Origin of the sequence: Pseudomonas sp. JZ134 (genome assembly GCF_051027695.1) — a bacterium.
Taxonomy (GTDB): Bacteria; Pseudomonadota; Gammaproteobacteria; order Pseudomonadales; family Pseudomonadaceae; genus Chryseomonas; species Chryseomonas luteola.
Window position 1 is genome coordinate 2265122 of record NZ_CP069250.1, and the last position, 14388, is coordinate 2279509.

Sequence of the window (14388 nt, forward strand, 5' to 3'; positions counted from 1 at the left end):
GTCAGGCCACTTGATCGACAACAGGCTTGGGCTGTTTCTTTTGTGTCAGCGCAACACCATTTTTTACAGCGACCACTTCGGCCAGCAGTGAAACAGCAATCTCGGCCGGCGTATGGCTACCAATATGCAGGCCAATAGGGCCGTGCAAGCGATCGATTTCATCCTCGCTCAAATCAAACAAGGCCAAGCGTTCCCGACGCTTGCGACTGTTACCCAACGAGCCCAGCGCGCCGACATAGAAGGCCGAGGACTTGAGCGCAGTCAGAAGCGCCATGTCATCCAGACGCGGATCGTGAGTCAGCGCCACGATCGCCGTCCGCTCATCTGGAACAATGGAAAGCACCGCATCGTCTGGCATACCCGGGACGAAACGCGCCTTTGAAGTCTCCCAGCCGTGGTTGAATTCCTGCCGCGGATCGCAGATCAACACGTCGAAATCCAGCATATGAGCCATTTCGGAAACGTAGCGGGACAGCTGACCTGCGCCAATCAACAGCAATCGCCAACGCGGGCCATAAACGACACGCAAGGTCTGCCCATCCAAATGCAGGGCGTCGTCCGCCTGCGCCGAAAACAACTGAACGGCTCCGGTGCCAAGTTCAAGCTGCCGGGCCACCAGCTCGTGATTGTCACAGCGGCTCAGTAGATCGGCAATCCACTTTGGATCACCTAAAGGCTCCTGCACCAAACGCAGCGTTCCGCCACAGGGAAGCCCGAACCGAGCGGCCTCCTCCTGCGTTACACCGTAGGTGATGAGTTCTATTCCAGTTTCGGGAATCCGGCCATCATGCATGCGTGCAATCAGATCATCTTCGATGCAGCCGCCAGAAACCGAGCCGGCAGCACGACCATCGTCCCGCAGAGCCAACATGGCACCCGGTGGACGCGGGGAGCTTCCCCAGGTCTGAACCACCGTAAACAACACAACGCGATGCCCTTCCCGACGCCAAGCCAAGGCGCTGCGCAACACGCTCGAATCCACACTATCCATTCAATTCACTCAATCGGTAAGCCAGGAGGCCATGCGCTGCCAGTGTATAGCAGGCGCGCTTTGCCTCGACAGTCACGGGTAGAGCCTTTGAAACGTATCTGGTTCCCCGTCCGTCATGGCGCTTTGGAACCTCGGACGCAGCGGCCAACTCAAAACTGGAAAGCACACACCTGGAGGTAACCGGTATGCCACGTTCGATTTGGAAAGGCGCCGTCAGTTTTGGACTGGTCAATATTCCGGTTTCCCTAGTATCCGCCACTTCCAGCCATGGAATCGATTTCGACTGGCTGGACAAGCGCAGCATGGACCCGGTGGGCTACAAGCGCGTCAACAAGAATACGGGCAAAGAGGTCTCGCGGGAAAACATCGTCAAAGGTATCGAGCATGAGAAAGGCGAGTATGTCGTGCTTAGCGACGAGGAGATTCACAACGCCCTGCCGGAAGCCACCCAGACGATCGACATTCTGGCGTTTGTCGAGGCCAGTGAGATTTCCATCCTGCACTTCGAAAAGCCCTATTTTCTATCTCCTGAAAAACACAGCGAGAAGGTATACATCCTCTTGCGAGAGACGCTCAAGCGCACCGGCAAAGTTGGCGTAGCCAACGTCGTGATGCACACCAAGCAGCACCTTGCTGTAATCATGCCCTTGGGCGATACGCTCGTGCTCAACACCTTGCGCTGGGCCAACGAGGTTCGCTCAGCCGAGGACGTGGGTCTTGAAGACCTGGACGCCAAGGTGTCCAAGCGCGAGATCGACATGGCCGAGCGCCTGGTTGAAGACATGACCGAGTCGTGGGATCCGGAGCAATACCATGACACCTTCGAAGACAACGTCATGAAGTTGGTTGAGCGCAAGGTGCGTGAGGGCAAGCTCGAAACGCTTGAAGCGCCTGAACAGGAAGCACCCAAACGTACAGCCGATGTCATTGACCTTACCGAGCTGCTCAAACGTAGCCTGAGAGGCACACGCACGCCGCCCGAGAACGACGACGAAAAAGCCCAACCCGCCAAGGCAAAGCCAAAGCGCACCAGCACCACCCGACGCTCGTCAGGTACCGCCTCACCCAAAGGCCGTAAAGCAGCCAAATAAGGAACCCGGTCATGGCTAACCCGTTGAGCGAGTACTCCCGTAAGCGAAACTTCAAGGTGACTGCAGAGCCTGAAGGCAATGCGCCCCACGCGCGCACCTCGCCCGAAGCGCTACAGTTCGTCATTCAGAAACATGATGCACGCCGGCTGCATTATGACTTTCGTTTGGAGCTGGACGGCACCTTGAAGAGCTGGGCCATTCCTAAAGGTCCCAGCTATGACCCCAAGGAAAAGCGCCTGGCTGTTCACGTTGAAGATCATCCGATCGAATACGGCACCTTTGAGGGCAGTATTCCAGAAGGCGAATACGGCGGTGGTGACGTCATCGTCTGGGATCATGGCATTTGGATACCCCATGGCGATGCAGCTACCGATTATGCGGCGGGCAAGCTCAAGTTCGAGCTGCAAGGCGAAAAGCTCAAGGGCAACTGGACGCTGGTGCGCACGCGCCTGCATGGCAACGGCAAAAAAGAGCAGTGGCTGCTGATCAAAGAAAAAGACGCTGACGCCAAACCTCATAGCGAATATGACGTAACCGAGGCTCTACCTGACAGCGTACTGAGCGAGAAGACATTACCGCGACTGGGTAAGACAGCGACGCCTGTTGCCAAGGCAGCGGAGCCAGCAAAACCCAGGCGGGCCCTTACCACGGCGGCAAAGGCAACATCTTCCGCTGCGCCTTCAGCACTGCCTGAAATGGTCGAAGCCCAACTGGCCACGCTGGTTGACGCGCCCCCGGCAGGCGATTGGCTCTATGAGATCAAGTTTGACGGGTATCGCCTGTTGACCCGTATTGATGATGGCAAGGTCAGCTTTATCACACGCAACGGCAAAGACTGGACCCATCGTCTGCCAGAACAGGCAAAGGCTCTCTCAGCACTTGGCCTGGATAATGGTTGGCTTGATGGCGAAATTATCGTACTCGACGACAATGGCGTCTCTGATTTCCAGGCCCTGCAAAACGCTTTCGATACCGGCCGAAACACCACCATCCTCTACTACCTGTTCGATATGCCGTTCTGTAACGGTACGGACCTGCGCAGTTATCCACTCGAAGAACGTCGTCGTGCTCTCAAAGCCGTACTGGATACCACCCAGTCTAACGTCATACGCTATTCGGAAGCCTTCGACGTACCCGCCGACAAGATACTGGAAAGTGCCTGCGCCATTGGCCTGGAAGGCGTCATTGGAAAACGTGCCGGCAGCCCGTATACCTCCAGGCGCAGCAACGACTGGATCAAGCTTAAGTGCAAGCGCCGGCAGGAGTTCGTCATTGGCGGCTATACCCAACCCCAGGGAGCAAGAAGTCATTTTGGCGCGCTGCTGATCGGCCTGCATGACAGGGACGGCTCACTACGCTTTGCAGGAAAGATCGGAACGGGATTTACCCGGGAAAGCCTGGCTGCACTCCATGAGCATATGCAGCCCTACACAACTGACACCTCCCCCTTTAAGAACCCGCCTCGGGGTGCTCAAGCCCGCGGCGTTACGTGGCTCAAGCCGGAATTACTGTGTGAAGTAGCGTTTGCCGCCATCACCAACGACGGAATTGTACGCCAGGGTGTTTTCCATGGATTGCGGCAAGACAAGCCGGCTCAGGATATTGGGCTTGAACAGGCGCAGGTCGTCCCGCGCAAGGCTTCGTCCCTTGCGCCAAAGAAAGCGTTAGCCTCAACGAAAAAAGAGGGCGCTGAAGTCGCAGGCGTGCGCATCAGCCACCCAGAGCGCGTTATCGATCCGTCTTCAAAAACCACCAAGCTAGGCGTCGCAGAGTACTATGAGCGTATTGCGCCATGGATGTTGCCGCACCTAAAAAACCGGCCGGTTGCCTTGGTACGGACTCCTGAAGGCATCAAAGGCGAACAGATATTCCAGAAGCACAAGCAAACCCTGGCAATCCCGCATATCCGCGAATTGGACCCGGCTCTGGATCCAGGCCATGCACCGCTTATGGTGATTGATAGCCTTGAGGCACTGCTGGGCGCTGCGCAAATGGGCACGGTAGAACTGCACACGTGGAACGCCAGGGCTGACCAGATCGGTAAACCGGATCGCATGATCTTTGATCTTGATCCTGATCCCAAACTGCCCTGGAAACAGATGCTGGAGGCAACGGAGCTGTTGCTGACCCTACTGGATGAGCTGGGCTTCAAAGCCTTTATCAAGACCAGTGGCGGCAAGGGCCTGCACATTGTTGTTCCTCTGCAACGCAGAGATGACTGGGATAGCGTGAAAGACTTTGCACAGGCCATTGCTCAGCATATGGCGGCGGTTATTCCAGAGCGCTTCTCCGCCAAGATGGGCGCGCAGAACAGAGTCGGCAAGATCTTTATCGATTACCTGCGCAATCGCGAAGGTGCTACCACGGTATCGGCCTATTCGCTACGGGCACGCCCGGGTCTGGGCGTATCGGTCCCTATAAGCCGTGAGGAGTTGAAAACGCTTGAACGAGGCGACCAGTGGACACTGGAAACGCTGTTCGACCATTTGGATCATCGGCAAGATGATCCTTGGGCAGATTACGCAACCGTGCGCCAGAGGATTACCGCTGCGCAGCGAAAAACGTTAGGTATGGAGTAAATGATTCGCCTGTACTGTTGATGTGCCTCAAAAGCGCCCAATATCAGTTCGGCATTATGCGAGGTAATGGCCTCGCACGAGGAACAGCGATATGACGACGCTCAATACCCGCACCCTGGAGGAAAAAAGCGCCTCTGCGCAGGAGTGGGCCGCCTGGCCCCGATTTGCCGGAATTCCGGAAGTCGATGCCAATCATTTGGTCCCGCCAGGTCGACGGGCCGTAATCATTGCGCCTCATTCGGATGACGAAATTCTGGGCTGTGGCGGCTTGTTGGCCCAGCTTGCCGAGCTGGGGCGCAAAGTTCTTTTAGTCAGCGTAACGCGAGGTGAATACAAGCAAGGGCTGGGCAGCCAACCGGTTTTCCATGTACCTACCCTGCCGGAAAGTCGTGAAGCCAGCCGACGGCTGTGCCTGGAGTCCGTCGACATCTGCCGGCTGGACTTTTCCGACGGCATCGCCAGCAATGAAGAACAACGGCTTAGCGAACAACTGGCGGCACTCATCAAGTCGACCGATACGGTGTTCACCGCCTGGCGCGAGGATGGTCATGCCGATCACGAAGCGACAGGCCGTGCCGCCAGCTTTGCCTGTGTAGTCACAGGGGCTCGCTGTATTGAAGTGCCACTTTGGGCATGGCAATGGCTCCGTCCGGGTGATGATCGCTTTCCCTGGGAGCGTGCCCGACGGCTACCGCTGGATGAGTCCAGTCTTGCCGCTAAGCGCTATGCTGTCGAGGCGTTCAACACAGCCAACGGCCCGGCGCCGGAGCCTATCCTGCCATCCCATGTATTGTCGCGCCTGTTTCGGCCCTGGGAGATCTTTCTGGTTTGAGCACTACCGGTTACGGTCAAGCAACTGCATGCGAGGCAAGGCGAAATGCCAACGGATCGCGGCAAGGCGAATAAGAAGCACCACTAGCATCCCAACGCCTGTGACCAGCTCTGCCGGCAGCGCCAGGCGGTTCAACCCGATATATACCAGCGAGCCGAGAATACAGGGTGTAGCGTAGATCTCCTTATGAAAGATCAGTGGAATGTCATTGCAGATAATGTCTCGGATGACACCACCAGCCACACCGGTCATGACACCCATGATGACGGCTGTGCTTAAAGGTACCTGCTGACGCAGGGCGACTTCCGTTCCGATCACGGTAAACACTGCCAGACCAAATGCATCGGCGATCAGAAGCGCTTTTTCCGGTATCGGTCGCGTCAGACGTACCCACAGCACCGTACCTAAAGTGGCAAAGACAACCACTGCAATGTAGGTGTCGTCCCGTATCCAGCTTACCGGATGCAACCCCAGAATCACGTCTCGCAGGGTTCCGCCACCCAGTGCAGTTACCAGGGCCACTACCAGAACACCAAACAGATCCATTGCTTTGCGCCCGGCCATCAGGGCGCCGGTAATAGCGAAAACAGCAACGCCAAATAGATCGCACAGATAAAACAGCGAAACCATCGAGGGCTCCATCAGAGGGTAAAGAAGTCACCCGGCGTTGTTCCGAACTGCGCTCGAAACGCAGCGATAAAGGCTGACGGCGAATCATAGCCGCAACTCAAAGCTACCGCCGTGACACTGTCGCCCCGCTCAAGCAGGGTCAGTGCGCTTAGCAGACGCAGCTTCTGCCGCCAGGCTCTGAAGGTAAGACCGGTTTCCCGCTGAAAATGTCTACTCAGGGTTTTTTCGGAAGCCCCCAGCAGTAATGCCCACTCCGCCAGGGTGCGCTGATCATCCGGCGCTTGCTGCAAGTGTTCACACAATCGGCGCAGTCGAGCATCTGCTGGTAATGGCAGCGATAACGCCATATGAGGCGCGATTGCCAGTTGATCGATCAGCACCTCGACCAGGCGCCCTTCACCACCCTCTTCATCGTACTCGACGGGAAAGGTTGTGAACGTTCTTATCAGTTCGCGCAACAACAAACTGACGCTCAGTACCCGACACTCGGCCCCCCGGTTCGGCAATAGCTGCGGTCCTAGGTAGAGGCTGCGCATTTCAGCCTCGGCTGAAGAGCGCACCTCATGCTCCAGCCCCGCCGGAATCCACACGGCCCGCTGAGGAGGTGCGACAAAACTACCCGCGCTAGTGTGCACCGAAAGCACCCCCTTGATGGCGTAGGAGAGCTGCGCCCACGGATGACTATGCCAAGGCGTCCAGGAGCCACGTGCCAGCGACTCGGCCCGGGCATAAACCGGACGAGGCAGCGCTTTGAGAGAAGGAATCTGCCGGCGTAACTCAGCGGATTGTCCGTTAGGCGACATTGAAAGCCTTTTTGACGTTAGTCGGAATAATCACACCACAGTAGACTGCGAAGTCAGACTCAACAACTGTTCGAGAGATGTGAATGGCTCGTCCACGCTTTTTACCCGACAACTTTACGTTGTACCTGATAGCAACCGTCACGTTGGCTAGCATCTTTCCCTGTAGCGGAACCGCTGCCGGGGTACTCAATGTGATCACCAACATCGCCATTGGCCTGTTGTTTTTCCTGCATGGCGCCAAGCTGTCACGCGAGGCCATTGTAGCGGGCGTTACCCACTGGCGCCTTCATCTCCTGATCTTCTGCTGCACCTTCCTGTTATTCCCGCTGCTGGGCTGGGCGCTCAAGCCGCTGCTTTCGCCCCTCGTCACGCCTGAGCTTTACATGGGCGTACTGTATATGTGTGCTCTACCGGCAACCGTACAGTCTTCCATCGCCTTTGTTTCAATGGGCCGCGGCAACGTGCCTGCCGCCGTGTGCAGTGCCTCGGCGTCCAGCCTGATTGGTGTGTTCCTGACGCCGCTACTGGTAAGCCTGCTGCTGGACACGCAAAGCAGTGGAGACACCAATGGGATGTCCACCCTAGATGCCATTACCAAGATTTTCCTTCAGCTTCTGGTTCCCTTTATTGCGGGTCAAATCCTGCGCCGCTGGATTGGCGGATGGGTCGACAAACACAAGTCCAGCCTCAAGTTTGTCGATCAGGGCTCCATTCTGCTTGTTGTCTATACTGCATTCAGCGCTGCCATTCTTGAAGGCCTCTGGTCATCCATTCCACTGACCGCTTTGCTGGGCCTTGCTGCAGTCTGCTCGGTAATCCTCACCCTGGCGCTGCTGATTACCCGCTATACGTCGCGCCTGTTGGGCTTTAATAAAGAAGATGAGATCGCAGTAGTGTTCTGCGGCTCCAAGAAGAGTCTGGCGACTGGCGTGCCGATGGCCAAGGTGTTATTCGCTGGCAGCAGCATGGGCGCCATTCTGCTACCCATCATGCTGTTTCATCAGATCCAACTGATGGTGTGTGCGGTATTGGCACAGCGCTACGGGCGGCGTGAAGAGACAACTGTCAGTGAAACCAAGGTAGCCAAGGCGCACTGAATTCTTTTGCTTCACCTATAAAAAAGGCCGGTCACTACCGGCCTTTTTTATGTATTACGTAAATCAGTCTTCCCTCACTGGGGAACGCATGGTCACCCATTCTTCCGCTGCTGTCGGGTGAATACCGATGGTGTCATCAAAGCAGCTTTTGGTTGCACCGGCCTTGAGAGCCACTGCCAGACACTGGATCTGCTCGGGAGCATCGGGCCCGACCATATGGCAACCCAGCACCTTATCAGTCTCGGCGTCCACGACCAGCTTCATGAGCGTACGCTCCGTCTCATTGGTCAGGCTAAGCTTGGTAGGCTTGAAGGTCGTCTGGAAAATCCTGAGCTTGTAGCCCTTTTCACGAGCCTGCTCTTCACTCAGTCCTACCGTTCCGACGTTAGGCAAGCTGTAAACCGCGCTAGCGATGAGGTTGTAATCAAGTGGCTTGTAACTTTCAGGCTTGTACAGGCTGCGGGCCAAGGTCATGGCCTCTGCCAGGGCAACAGGCGTCAGCTGCACACGGCCAATGATATCCCCAATCGCATACACTGAGGGTTCCGTGGTCTGGAAGGTTTCATCCACCTTCACAAAGCCACGTTCGTCGAGCTCGACGCCGACGTTTTCCAGGCCCAAGTTATCCAGCATGGGGCGACGGCCTGTCGCATAGAACACGCAGTCAGTTTCCTGAACACGCCCATCTTTGAGCGTAACCTTCAAACTGCCATCGCTCTGTTTGTCGATACGGGCAATTTCCGCATTAAACTGCAGATCGTGGCCTCGCTTGAGCAATTCATCCCGCAGATGCACCCGTACGCAGTCATCAAACCCGCGCAGGAATAACTCCTTGCGGTACATGAGAGTCGCCTTCACGCCCAAGCCGTGAAAGATCGATGCAAATTCGATCGCGATATAACCGCCACCCACGATGATCATTCGCTCGGGCAGCTTATCCAGATAAAAGGCTTCATTGGACGTAATGATGTGTTCACGACCAGGCAACTCGGGCACTGAGGGCCAACCGCCTGTAGCGATGAGGATTCGCTCGGTGGTGTAGCGCTTGCCCGTTACTTCGACAGTATGCGCATCAATGATTCGCGCATGGTCTTCCAGCAGTGTCACACCGCTGTTGATGAGCAGTGCACGATAGATGCCGTTCAGTCGACGAATCTCATGGTCTTTATTGGCTAGCAGATTCTGCCAATCGAACTCCTGTTCCTCGACCTTCCAGCCATAACTGCGCGACTGCCTGAACTCGTCATGGAACGAAGCCCCATAGACGAAATACTTTTTCGGCATACAGCCGACGTTTACGCAGGTGCCGCCCAGGTAGCGGCTTTCCGCTACGGCCACGCGAGCACCAAAATCGGCGGAAAAACGCGCTGCACGAACACCGCCCGAACCCGCACCGATGATAAAAAGGTCAAAATCGTATGTCATGACGAATCCTGATCGGCTCAACTGCTCACCAGCTTAACGCACCTGCATCGCTGCTGACGAAAATACTGTTGCCTTAAACGACAGAAGCCACCCTAAGGTGGCTTCTGTCAAACACAGGCTAACAAGGAGATCAGAGCTCCTTGTAGACGTTCTCGAAGCAGAAGTTGGTTGCTTCAACGAAGCCTTCCGCACTACCGCAGTCGAAACGCTGACCCTTGAACTTATAAGCTAGAACACAACCGTCCTGAGCCTGCTTCATCAGGGCATCAGTAATCTGGATTTCACCGCCCTTGCCCGGCTCGGTCTGCTCGATCAGGTCGAAAATATCAGGCGTCAGGATGTAACGGCCAATAATCGCCAGGTTGGAAGGTGCATCTTCCGGCTTGGGCTTCTCAACCATGTTGTTCACACGGTAGATGTCATCACGGATCATTTCGCCCGAGATCACACCGTACTTGTGTGTTTCGTTCGCAGGTACTTCCTGGATAGCCACGATGGAGCAGCGGAACTGGTTGTACAGCTTGACCATCTGCTTCAGAACGCCATCGCCTTCGAGGTTCAGGCACAGGTCGTCCGCCAGCACAACGGCGAACGGCTCGTCACCGATCAGAGGACGGCCAGTCAAGATGGCATGACCCAGACCTTTCATTTCGATCTGACGGGTATAAGAGAAGGAGCATTCGTCGATCAGGCGGCGAATCCCGGTCAGGTACTTTTCCTTCGCGGTGTTCTTGATCTGGCTTTCCAGCTCGTAGCTGATATCGAAATGGTCTTCCAGAGAGCGCTTGCCACGCCCGGTGACCATAGCAATTTGCTTGAGCCCAGCGTCGAGTGCCTCTTCAACGGCATACTGGACCAGGGGCTTGTTCACGATGGGCAGCATTTCCTTCGGCATCGCTTTGGTTGCTGGAAGAAAGCGAGTGCCGTAGCCGGCGGCCGGGAACAGACATTTGGTGATCATGGGCGTCCTTTGATCTGTGGGAGCAATACTATGGCAGTCTAAACAGCCGTTCATCGGGTTACAATGCTCAGCATGAGGCTCTCAGTGACCGATTAAATGGACGTCTAAAAGCGCTCGACCCCGAGCGTTGGGAGATCCGACCACGAAAGCGCCCAGCGGTTCGATTATAAAGCGCTTTTCCGCAGACGAGATATGATGAGTAGTGAACTCGTTGGCACCACCACCGTCGAAGACAAGCTGCTTCAGATGGCTAGACAAGGGATCAAACGATCTATTATGAAAAAATGGATTCCTCTTTTCGCTACCGCATTGCTGGTAGGCTGCGCCAGTAAATCCCCTCAACTTACTCAGGAAGAACTGCATCTGCTCACCCAGAATGACCTCCTCCAGGCAAAGATGCTTGTAGTATCGGGAGGGGAAGATGAACTCAAACTGGCTGACGCCTTGCTCAATCGCGCCTCGATGCAAGCCGACAAAGCTGAAGAAGGCACCGGCGAGATCGAGTTCTACAAGGCGCTGGTAATGATCAAGCAAGGCCCGCAAGCAGATGACGTGCTGTCCCTGCTGGAAACCTCAGCCAAGAAAGAGTATCCGCTGGCCTATGCAATGCTCTATCAGGTCTATTCCAAGCCTTACCTGGTAACTGAAGCAGACCCTATTCGAGCGGAAACCTACAAGGACAGCTACAGCGATCTTGACGTTGCCAAGAGCGGCTATCCTTCTTTCGAGAAGGCATTGGTATTGGTGGAGCGTCTGAGCAGTGACAAGCCTTCCGAAACAGCGGCCATGACTCACTGACGACGTTCAAGCCGGTTGGTTGTAGAGCCCGGAGTCCGTTCAATTTCGATTCCGCCAGGGTATTCCGTGCTCTGGCGAATCGAGCCTCGCTGTTCATACTGTTCGCTGGAATGAGAGCGGTACTCCCGAACCGTTCCACGCGGGACAGCCTGGCCACCGTATAGATTATAGTGCTGGCTACGCTGCTGCGTATCGATGCTCCCGGACGCTCCGGGGCTTATATAGGTTCGGGGTATCGCACGTCTATCAAACTCGTCTGCAATACCTGTATTGGTGGCCACCACCAAGGCCAGCCCAAGCCCGCACATTGCTATTTTAAATACGCTCATTTCGATCTCCTGCCCCTCCTCCACATTAAGACCTCTACGAGAGGGCCTGTTTCAAACCATTGGTCCCGTCGCACACCTTTTCAGTTTTTCGGTGGTGCCGGGTAGGGCGTGTGAAGCCAGGACGGCGTTCGTAGGCAGAGTATTCCGGCAGGACTCAATAAAGCCCCAACAAAGGCTTTCTATAGACGAAAAAAGAAAGGGATACGGGAAGGAGTGGATCGTGAGATATCGATGCACGTTCGTACCTCCGTTAGAGGCCGCTATACCCGATACGACTCAGGAGAATCCAATCAAAAGCTAGAGAAATTCTAGCGGCCTACCGAGCGCAGGCCGCTAGCGGGAAAGCACATATCACATGGAGCGTGATGCGCGCTGTGGCTCTTGTTCCTGATGCTTGGAAGACATGTGATCGGCTTCTTCCTTAACACGATTTGTCGCCTGATCAGCCAGATCCTGCCCTACTTCAGTTGCCTTGGCATAACCCTGCTCGGCTTTCATCTTCACTTTGTCAGTGATCCGATCACTGGTCTTGCCCATCAAGCGATTTTCACGCTCGGTTGCAGGCAAGGTCGCTCCAAGTAGCGCACCTACTGCAATCCCAATGGCACCCAGCGCCAACGGCTGCTCTTCCAGCATATACTGGAAACCACTTTTGGCCTTGGCCGTCTGGTTACGCATGGTTTCGGATGCAGTCTGAGCTTTTTCGCTTACAGTCTGACGGGCTGAACTCATGGAGTCAGACGTGCTGCTGCGCATGTCCGCAGCCTTGTCCTTAAAGCCCTGAGTTTGCGTTCTCATACTGTCTGTCTTGTCATGTACCGCGCCGGACATACTGTTAGCCTTGTCGTGTAATGTGTCGCTCAGGCCTGAAGCTTTATCCCTTAGCGAGTCAACGATACCGGTGGAAGACGTACCTGTGGAGGACATGCCCGCATTGGTATAGGGCTGACTGCGATTCTGGCCCATCATCATCCACATGAGCCCAACCGAGGTAAGCAGTGTCGGCACTGGGTTCGCCTTGATGGTCGAGCCCAGATTATTGATAAATTCGCCTCCATTGCCCTTGGCATAGGTCATTGCCTTGTCAAGCAACTCGCCGGGAGAAAGGCGGCTTTCCAGCGCATTCACGATATCGTTGATACTGTCACGCTGCTGATCGATTTCACGCTCAAGAGTCGCAGGATCTTTTTGCGATTCAGCGTCTAGTCGGCTATGGGTATCGGTGCTCATGCTACTTTCCCCTTCACGGCTTCTTTATCTTTCTGCATGCTATTAATGGTTCGCTCTGGCTTGAACGCCGCAGGGTCAAGTTTCTTCTTGCCCGCAGATACCATTACCAGACCCACTATGCACACCACACCGCCCACGATCAGGGCGGCCAACCAGGGCGCCATGACCTGGCTCAGTCCAAGAACGGCTGAAAGCAGCAGCATGATAAAACCGGCCATCAAAACAATACCGCCTGATGCCATGCTGATTGTGGCAGCCTTGGTAGTATTCAAGGCTTCGGTAATCTCAGCCTTGGCTAGTGCTAATTCCTTGGTAAACAGAGAAGGCACTTCGCGTGTCAGCTGACGCACCAGACCTGCAATCGAGGTTGAATTTGAATCGATGCCAGTCTCTTCTTGATAGGTAGCATCACGTAGGTTCGGTTGTTCTTTCATGATTACAGACCTCCGTTAGTGTCCTTCTTGGTATTGCCTAGCGCTGTGGTTGATGCACGATCAGGATCAAGCGCGGGGGAACCATAGGGTGGGGTATCGCCCAAGTCGGATGTAGGCACTGGACGGACAATTGAGGTAGTGGCCGTGGTATCGCCTTTAGGCAACTGGGAGGTACTGTTTTGATAGGTGCTTTCCTGTTCGGCGATAACAGGTGTGCTGGTCTGGGATGCCGGATCGATGGTACGCGTGCCATCTGAATGCTCAAAGCCACCCATACCGGCATGGTTAACCGAAGATGTGGTTCCCATGGCCGCACTAGAGCCCATTACACGACAGGATGTTTCCTTGTCGCTCTCGCCCAGCGTTGGCGGTGTGGTCATGGTTTCACCCGTTGCACCTGCCCGAGCGGTATAGGACGAACCGGAGGACAGATCGGAACCTACTCCGGAGCCGCTGGTGTTCGAGGACGACATCTCCATGCCGGAGGTATTGGCTTTGCGGCTGCTGGCCTTGGCGAAGCGAGACAGTCCGAAGCCAATAGCGATGCTGCTGGTCAAAAAGAGTGCCGGGTTTTCACGGGCCAGTCGGCCTGCTTCCTGGATCAACTCATCAGCGCTTTTGCCACGTAGCGTATCAGCTAGCCCGGCCATGCTTTGGGCGATATCGGAGACATAGCCTGAGAGACCGGCACGATCCTGGTCGCTCAGCTCCGACGCTGCCGCTTTGAAACTGTTAGCGACGGTTTCGATTTCATTGGCGGCTTTGTCGCTGTAACGATCAATCTGACCTTTACCTTGCACCATTGCATTGTCCGCCACACTCCGGGCCTTATCTTTCATGGCTTCGGCCTGTTCTTGGGCAGACGGCATACTCTGCTGCTGGCTTTCTCGAGTATTACTCTCGTAGGGTGATGTCATAGCTTGGTCCCACCATTTTTACGTTTTTCCGCACAATAGCGGCTGGTAAGCGCAGCGGTGACTCAAAAGACATAAAACTGCGCGTTAATAAGGTGACTTCAGCGGCACGGAGGAGTTCGTTTCGATTTTGTCAAGTAGCGCTATTCACGATAACCGGCATCGGTATACGCCGCCTTTAAAGGTTTTTTTGTGAAATGTTGGAAAAATCGATTACCTCTGGTTTTCGCATCAATTCCTCATACCCCAGCTGCACATAGGGCTGGTCAGTACT

General features: G+C 55.2%; 14 protein-coding genes. 5 read left to right on the plus strand and 9 right to left on the minus strand.

Annotated elements, in window-relative coordinates; genetic code table 11:
• Window position 1 precedes the first annotated feature (1 nt).
• Window positions 2-991, minus strand: coding sequence for an XdhC family protein (locus JQR86_RS10565; RefSeq protein WP_407363236.1), 990 nt, complete (start codon window positions 989-991; stop codon window positions 2-4).
• A gap of 185 nt (window positions 992-1176) precedes the next feature.
• On the opposite strand from JQR86_RS10565, the gene JQR86_RS10570 reads away from it, so the two are divergent.
• The 3 genes from JQR86_RS10570 to JQR86_RS10580 all read left to right on the plus strand — a co-directional run bounded on the left by JQR86_RS10570 (window position 1177) and on the right by JQR86_RS10580 (window position 5493).
• Complete coding sequence (locus tag JQR86_RS10570; protein ID WP_197870317.1) at window positions 1177-2082, plus strand: Ku protein; 906 nt, start codon at window positions 1177-1179, stop codon at window positions 2080-2082.
• 11 nt (window positions 2083-2093) lie between these two features.
• Entirely contained in the window at window positions 2094-4661 is a 2568-nt protein-coding gene (gene ligD, locus JQR86_RS10575; protein ID WP_434153544.1) for a DNA ligase D, read from the plus strand.
• Between the two features lie 91 nt (window positions 4662-4752).
• Window positions 4753-5493, plus strand: a complete 741-nt coding sequence (locus JQR86_RS10580) for a PIG-L deacetylase family protein (protein ID WP_010798087.1) — start codon at window positions 4753-4755, stop codon at window positions 5491-5493.
• Between the two features lie 3 nt (window positions 5494-5496).
• Here the strand turns inward: JQR86_RS10580 and JQR86_RS10585 are convergent, their stop codons facing one another.
• The gene (locus JQR86_RS10585; RefSeq protein ID WP_010798086.1) at window positions 5497-6123 is read right to left on the minus strand and encodes a trimeric intracellular cation channel family protein; all 627 of its coding nucleotides are present in this window, start codon (window positions 6121-6123) and stop codon (window positions 5497-5499) included.
• Between the two features lie 11 nt (window positions 6124-6134).
• Window positions 6135-6926, minus strand: a complete 792-nt coding sequence (locus JQR86_RS10590) for an AraC family transcriptional regulator (protein ID WP_010798085.1) — start codon at window positions 6924-6926, stop codon at window positions 6135-6137.
• A gap of 83 nt (window positions 6927-7009) precedes the next feature.
• Between JQR86_RS10590 and JQR86_RS10595 the strand changes: the two genes are divergently transcribed.
• Entirely contained in the window at window positions 7010-8023 is a 1014-nt protein-coding gene (locus JQR86_RS10595; RefSeq protein ID WP_074825449.1) for a bile acid:sodium symporter family protein, read from the plus strand.
• Window positions 8024-8086: 63 nt separating this feature from the next.
• On the opposite strand, the gene gorA is transcribed toward JQR86_RS10595, so the two are convergent.
• Both gorA and galU read right to left on the minus strand, forming a co-directional pair.
• Window positions 8087-9448 carry a glutathione-disulfide reductase gene (gorA, locus tag JQR86_RS10600; RefSeq protein ID WP_312271087.1) on the minus strand — a complete coding sequence of 454 codons (1362 nt, stop codon included), beginning with the start codon at window positions 9446-9448 and terminating at the stop codon, window positions 8087-8089.
• Window positions 9449-9578: 130 nt separating this feature from the next.
• On the minus strand, window positions 9579-10409 hold the full coding sequence (gene galU, locus JQR86_RS10605; RefSeq protein WP_010798082.1) for a UTP--glucose-1-phosphate uridylyltransferase GalU: 831 nt from the start codon (window positions 10407-10409) through the stop codon (window positions 9579-9581).
• Window positions 10410-10685: 276 nt separating this feature from the next.
• On the opposite strand from galU, the gene JQR86_RS10610 reads away from it, so the two are divergent.
• On the plus strand, window positions 10686-11207 hold the full coding sequence (locus tag JQR86_RS10610; RefSeq protein WP_434153545.1) for a hypothetical protein: 522 nt from the start codon (window positions 10686-10688) through the stop codon (window positions 11205-11207).
• Here the strand turns inward: JQR86_RS10610 and JQR86_RS10615 are convergent.
• From JQR86_RS10615 to JQR86_RS10630, 4 genes are all read right to left on the minus strand, one after another.
• Window positions 11201-11536, minus strand: a complete 336-nt coding sequence (locus tag JQR86_RS10615) for a hypothetical protein (RefSeq protein WP_312271086.1) — start codon at window positions 11534-11536, stop codon at window positions 11201-11203. The two genes, JQR86_RS10610 and JQR86_RS10615, sit on opposite strands and share 7 nt — an antisense overlap.
• 351 nt (window positions 11537-11887) lie before the next feature.
• A complete protein-coding gene (locus tag JQR86_RS10620) occupies window positions 11888-12766 on the minus strand; it encodes a DUF3618 domain-containing protein (RefSeq protein WP_074825444.1) in 879 nt (292 codons plus the stop codon).
• Complete coding sequence (locus JQR86_RS10625; RefSeq protein ID WP_010798078.1) at window positions 12763-13200, minus strand: phage holin family protein; 438 nt, start codon at window positions 13198-13200, stop codon at window positions 12763-12765. The genes JQR86_RS10620 and JQR86_RS10625 overlap by 4 nt, the downstream gene beginning before the upstream one ends.
• Before the next feature lie 2 nt (window positions 13201-13202).
• A complete protein-coding gene (locus JQR86_RS10630; RefSeq protein WP_051370196.1) occupies window positions 13203-14069 on the minus strand; it encodes a hypothetical protein in 867 nt (288 codons plus the stop codon).
• Between the last annotated feature and the right edge of the window lie 319 nt (window positions 14070-14388).

Coding starts and splice junctions, on each gene's coding strand:
- JQR86_RS10565 (WP_407363236.1), bottom strand. CDS start 991: ATGGATAGTGTGGATTCGAGCGTGTTGCGCAGCGCCTTGGCTTGGCGT.
- JQR86_RS10570 (WP_197870317.1), top strand. CDS start 1,177: ATGCCACGTTCGATTTGGAAAGGCGCCGTCAGTTTTGGACTGGTCAAT.
- ligD (WP_434153544.1), top strand. CDS start 2,094: ATGGCTAACCCGTTGAGCGAGTACTCCCGTAAGCGAAACTTCAAGGTG.
- JQR86_RS10580 (WP_010798087.1), top strand. CDS start 4,753: ATGACGACGCTCAATACCCGCACCCTGGAGGAAAAAAGCGCCTCTGCG.
- JQR86_RS10585 (WP_010798086.1), bottom strand. CDS start 6,123: ATGGTTTCGCTGTTTTATCTGTGCGATCTATTTGGCGTTGCTGTTTTC.
- JQR86_RS10590 (WP_010798085.1), bottom strand. CDS start 6,926: ATGTCGCCTAACGGACAATCCGCTGAGTTACGCCGGCAGATTCCTTCT.
- JQR86_RS10595 (WP_074825449.1), top strand. CDS start 7,010: ATGGCTCGTCCACGCTTTTTACCCGACAACTTTACGTTGTACCTGATA.
- gorA (WP_312271087.1), bottom strand. CDS start 9,448: ATGACATACGATTTTGACCTTTTTATCATCGGTGCGGGTTCGGGCGGT.
- galU (WP_010798082.1), bottom strand. CDS start 10,409: ATGATCACCAAATGTCTGTTCCCGGCCGCCGGCTACGGCACTCGCTTT.
- JQR86_RS10610 (WP_434153545.1), top strand. CDS start 10,686: ATGAAAAAATGGATTCCTCTTTTCGCTACCGCATTGCTGGTAGGCTGC.
- JQR86_RS10615 (WP_312271086.1), bottom strand. CDS start 11,536: ATGAGCGTATTTAAAATAGCAATGTGCGGGCTTGGGCTGGCCTTGGTG.
- JQR86_RS10620 (WP_074825444.1), bottom strand. CDS start 12,766: ATGAGCACCGATACCCATAGCCGACTAGACGCTGAATCGCAAAAAGAT.
- JQR86_RS10625 (WP_010798078.1), bottom strand. CDS start 13,200: ATGAAAGAACAACCGAACCTACGTGATGCTACCTATCAAGAAGAGACT.
- JQR86_RS10630 (WP_051370196.1), bottom strand. CDS start 14,069: ATGCCGTCTGCCCAAGAACAGGCCGAAGCCATGAAAGATAAGGCCCGG.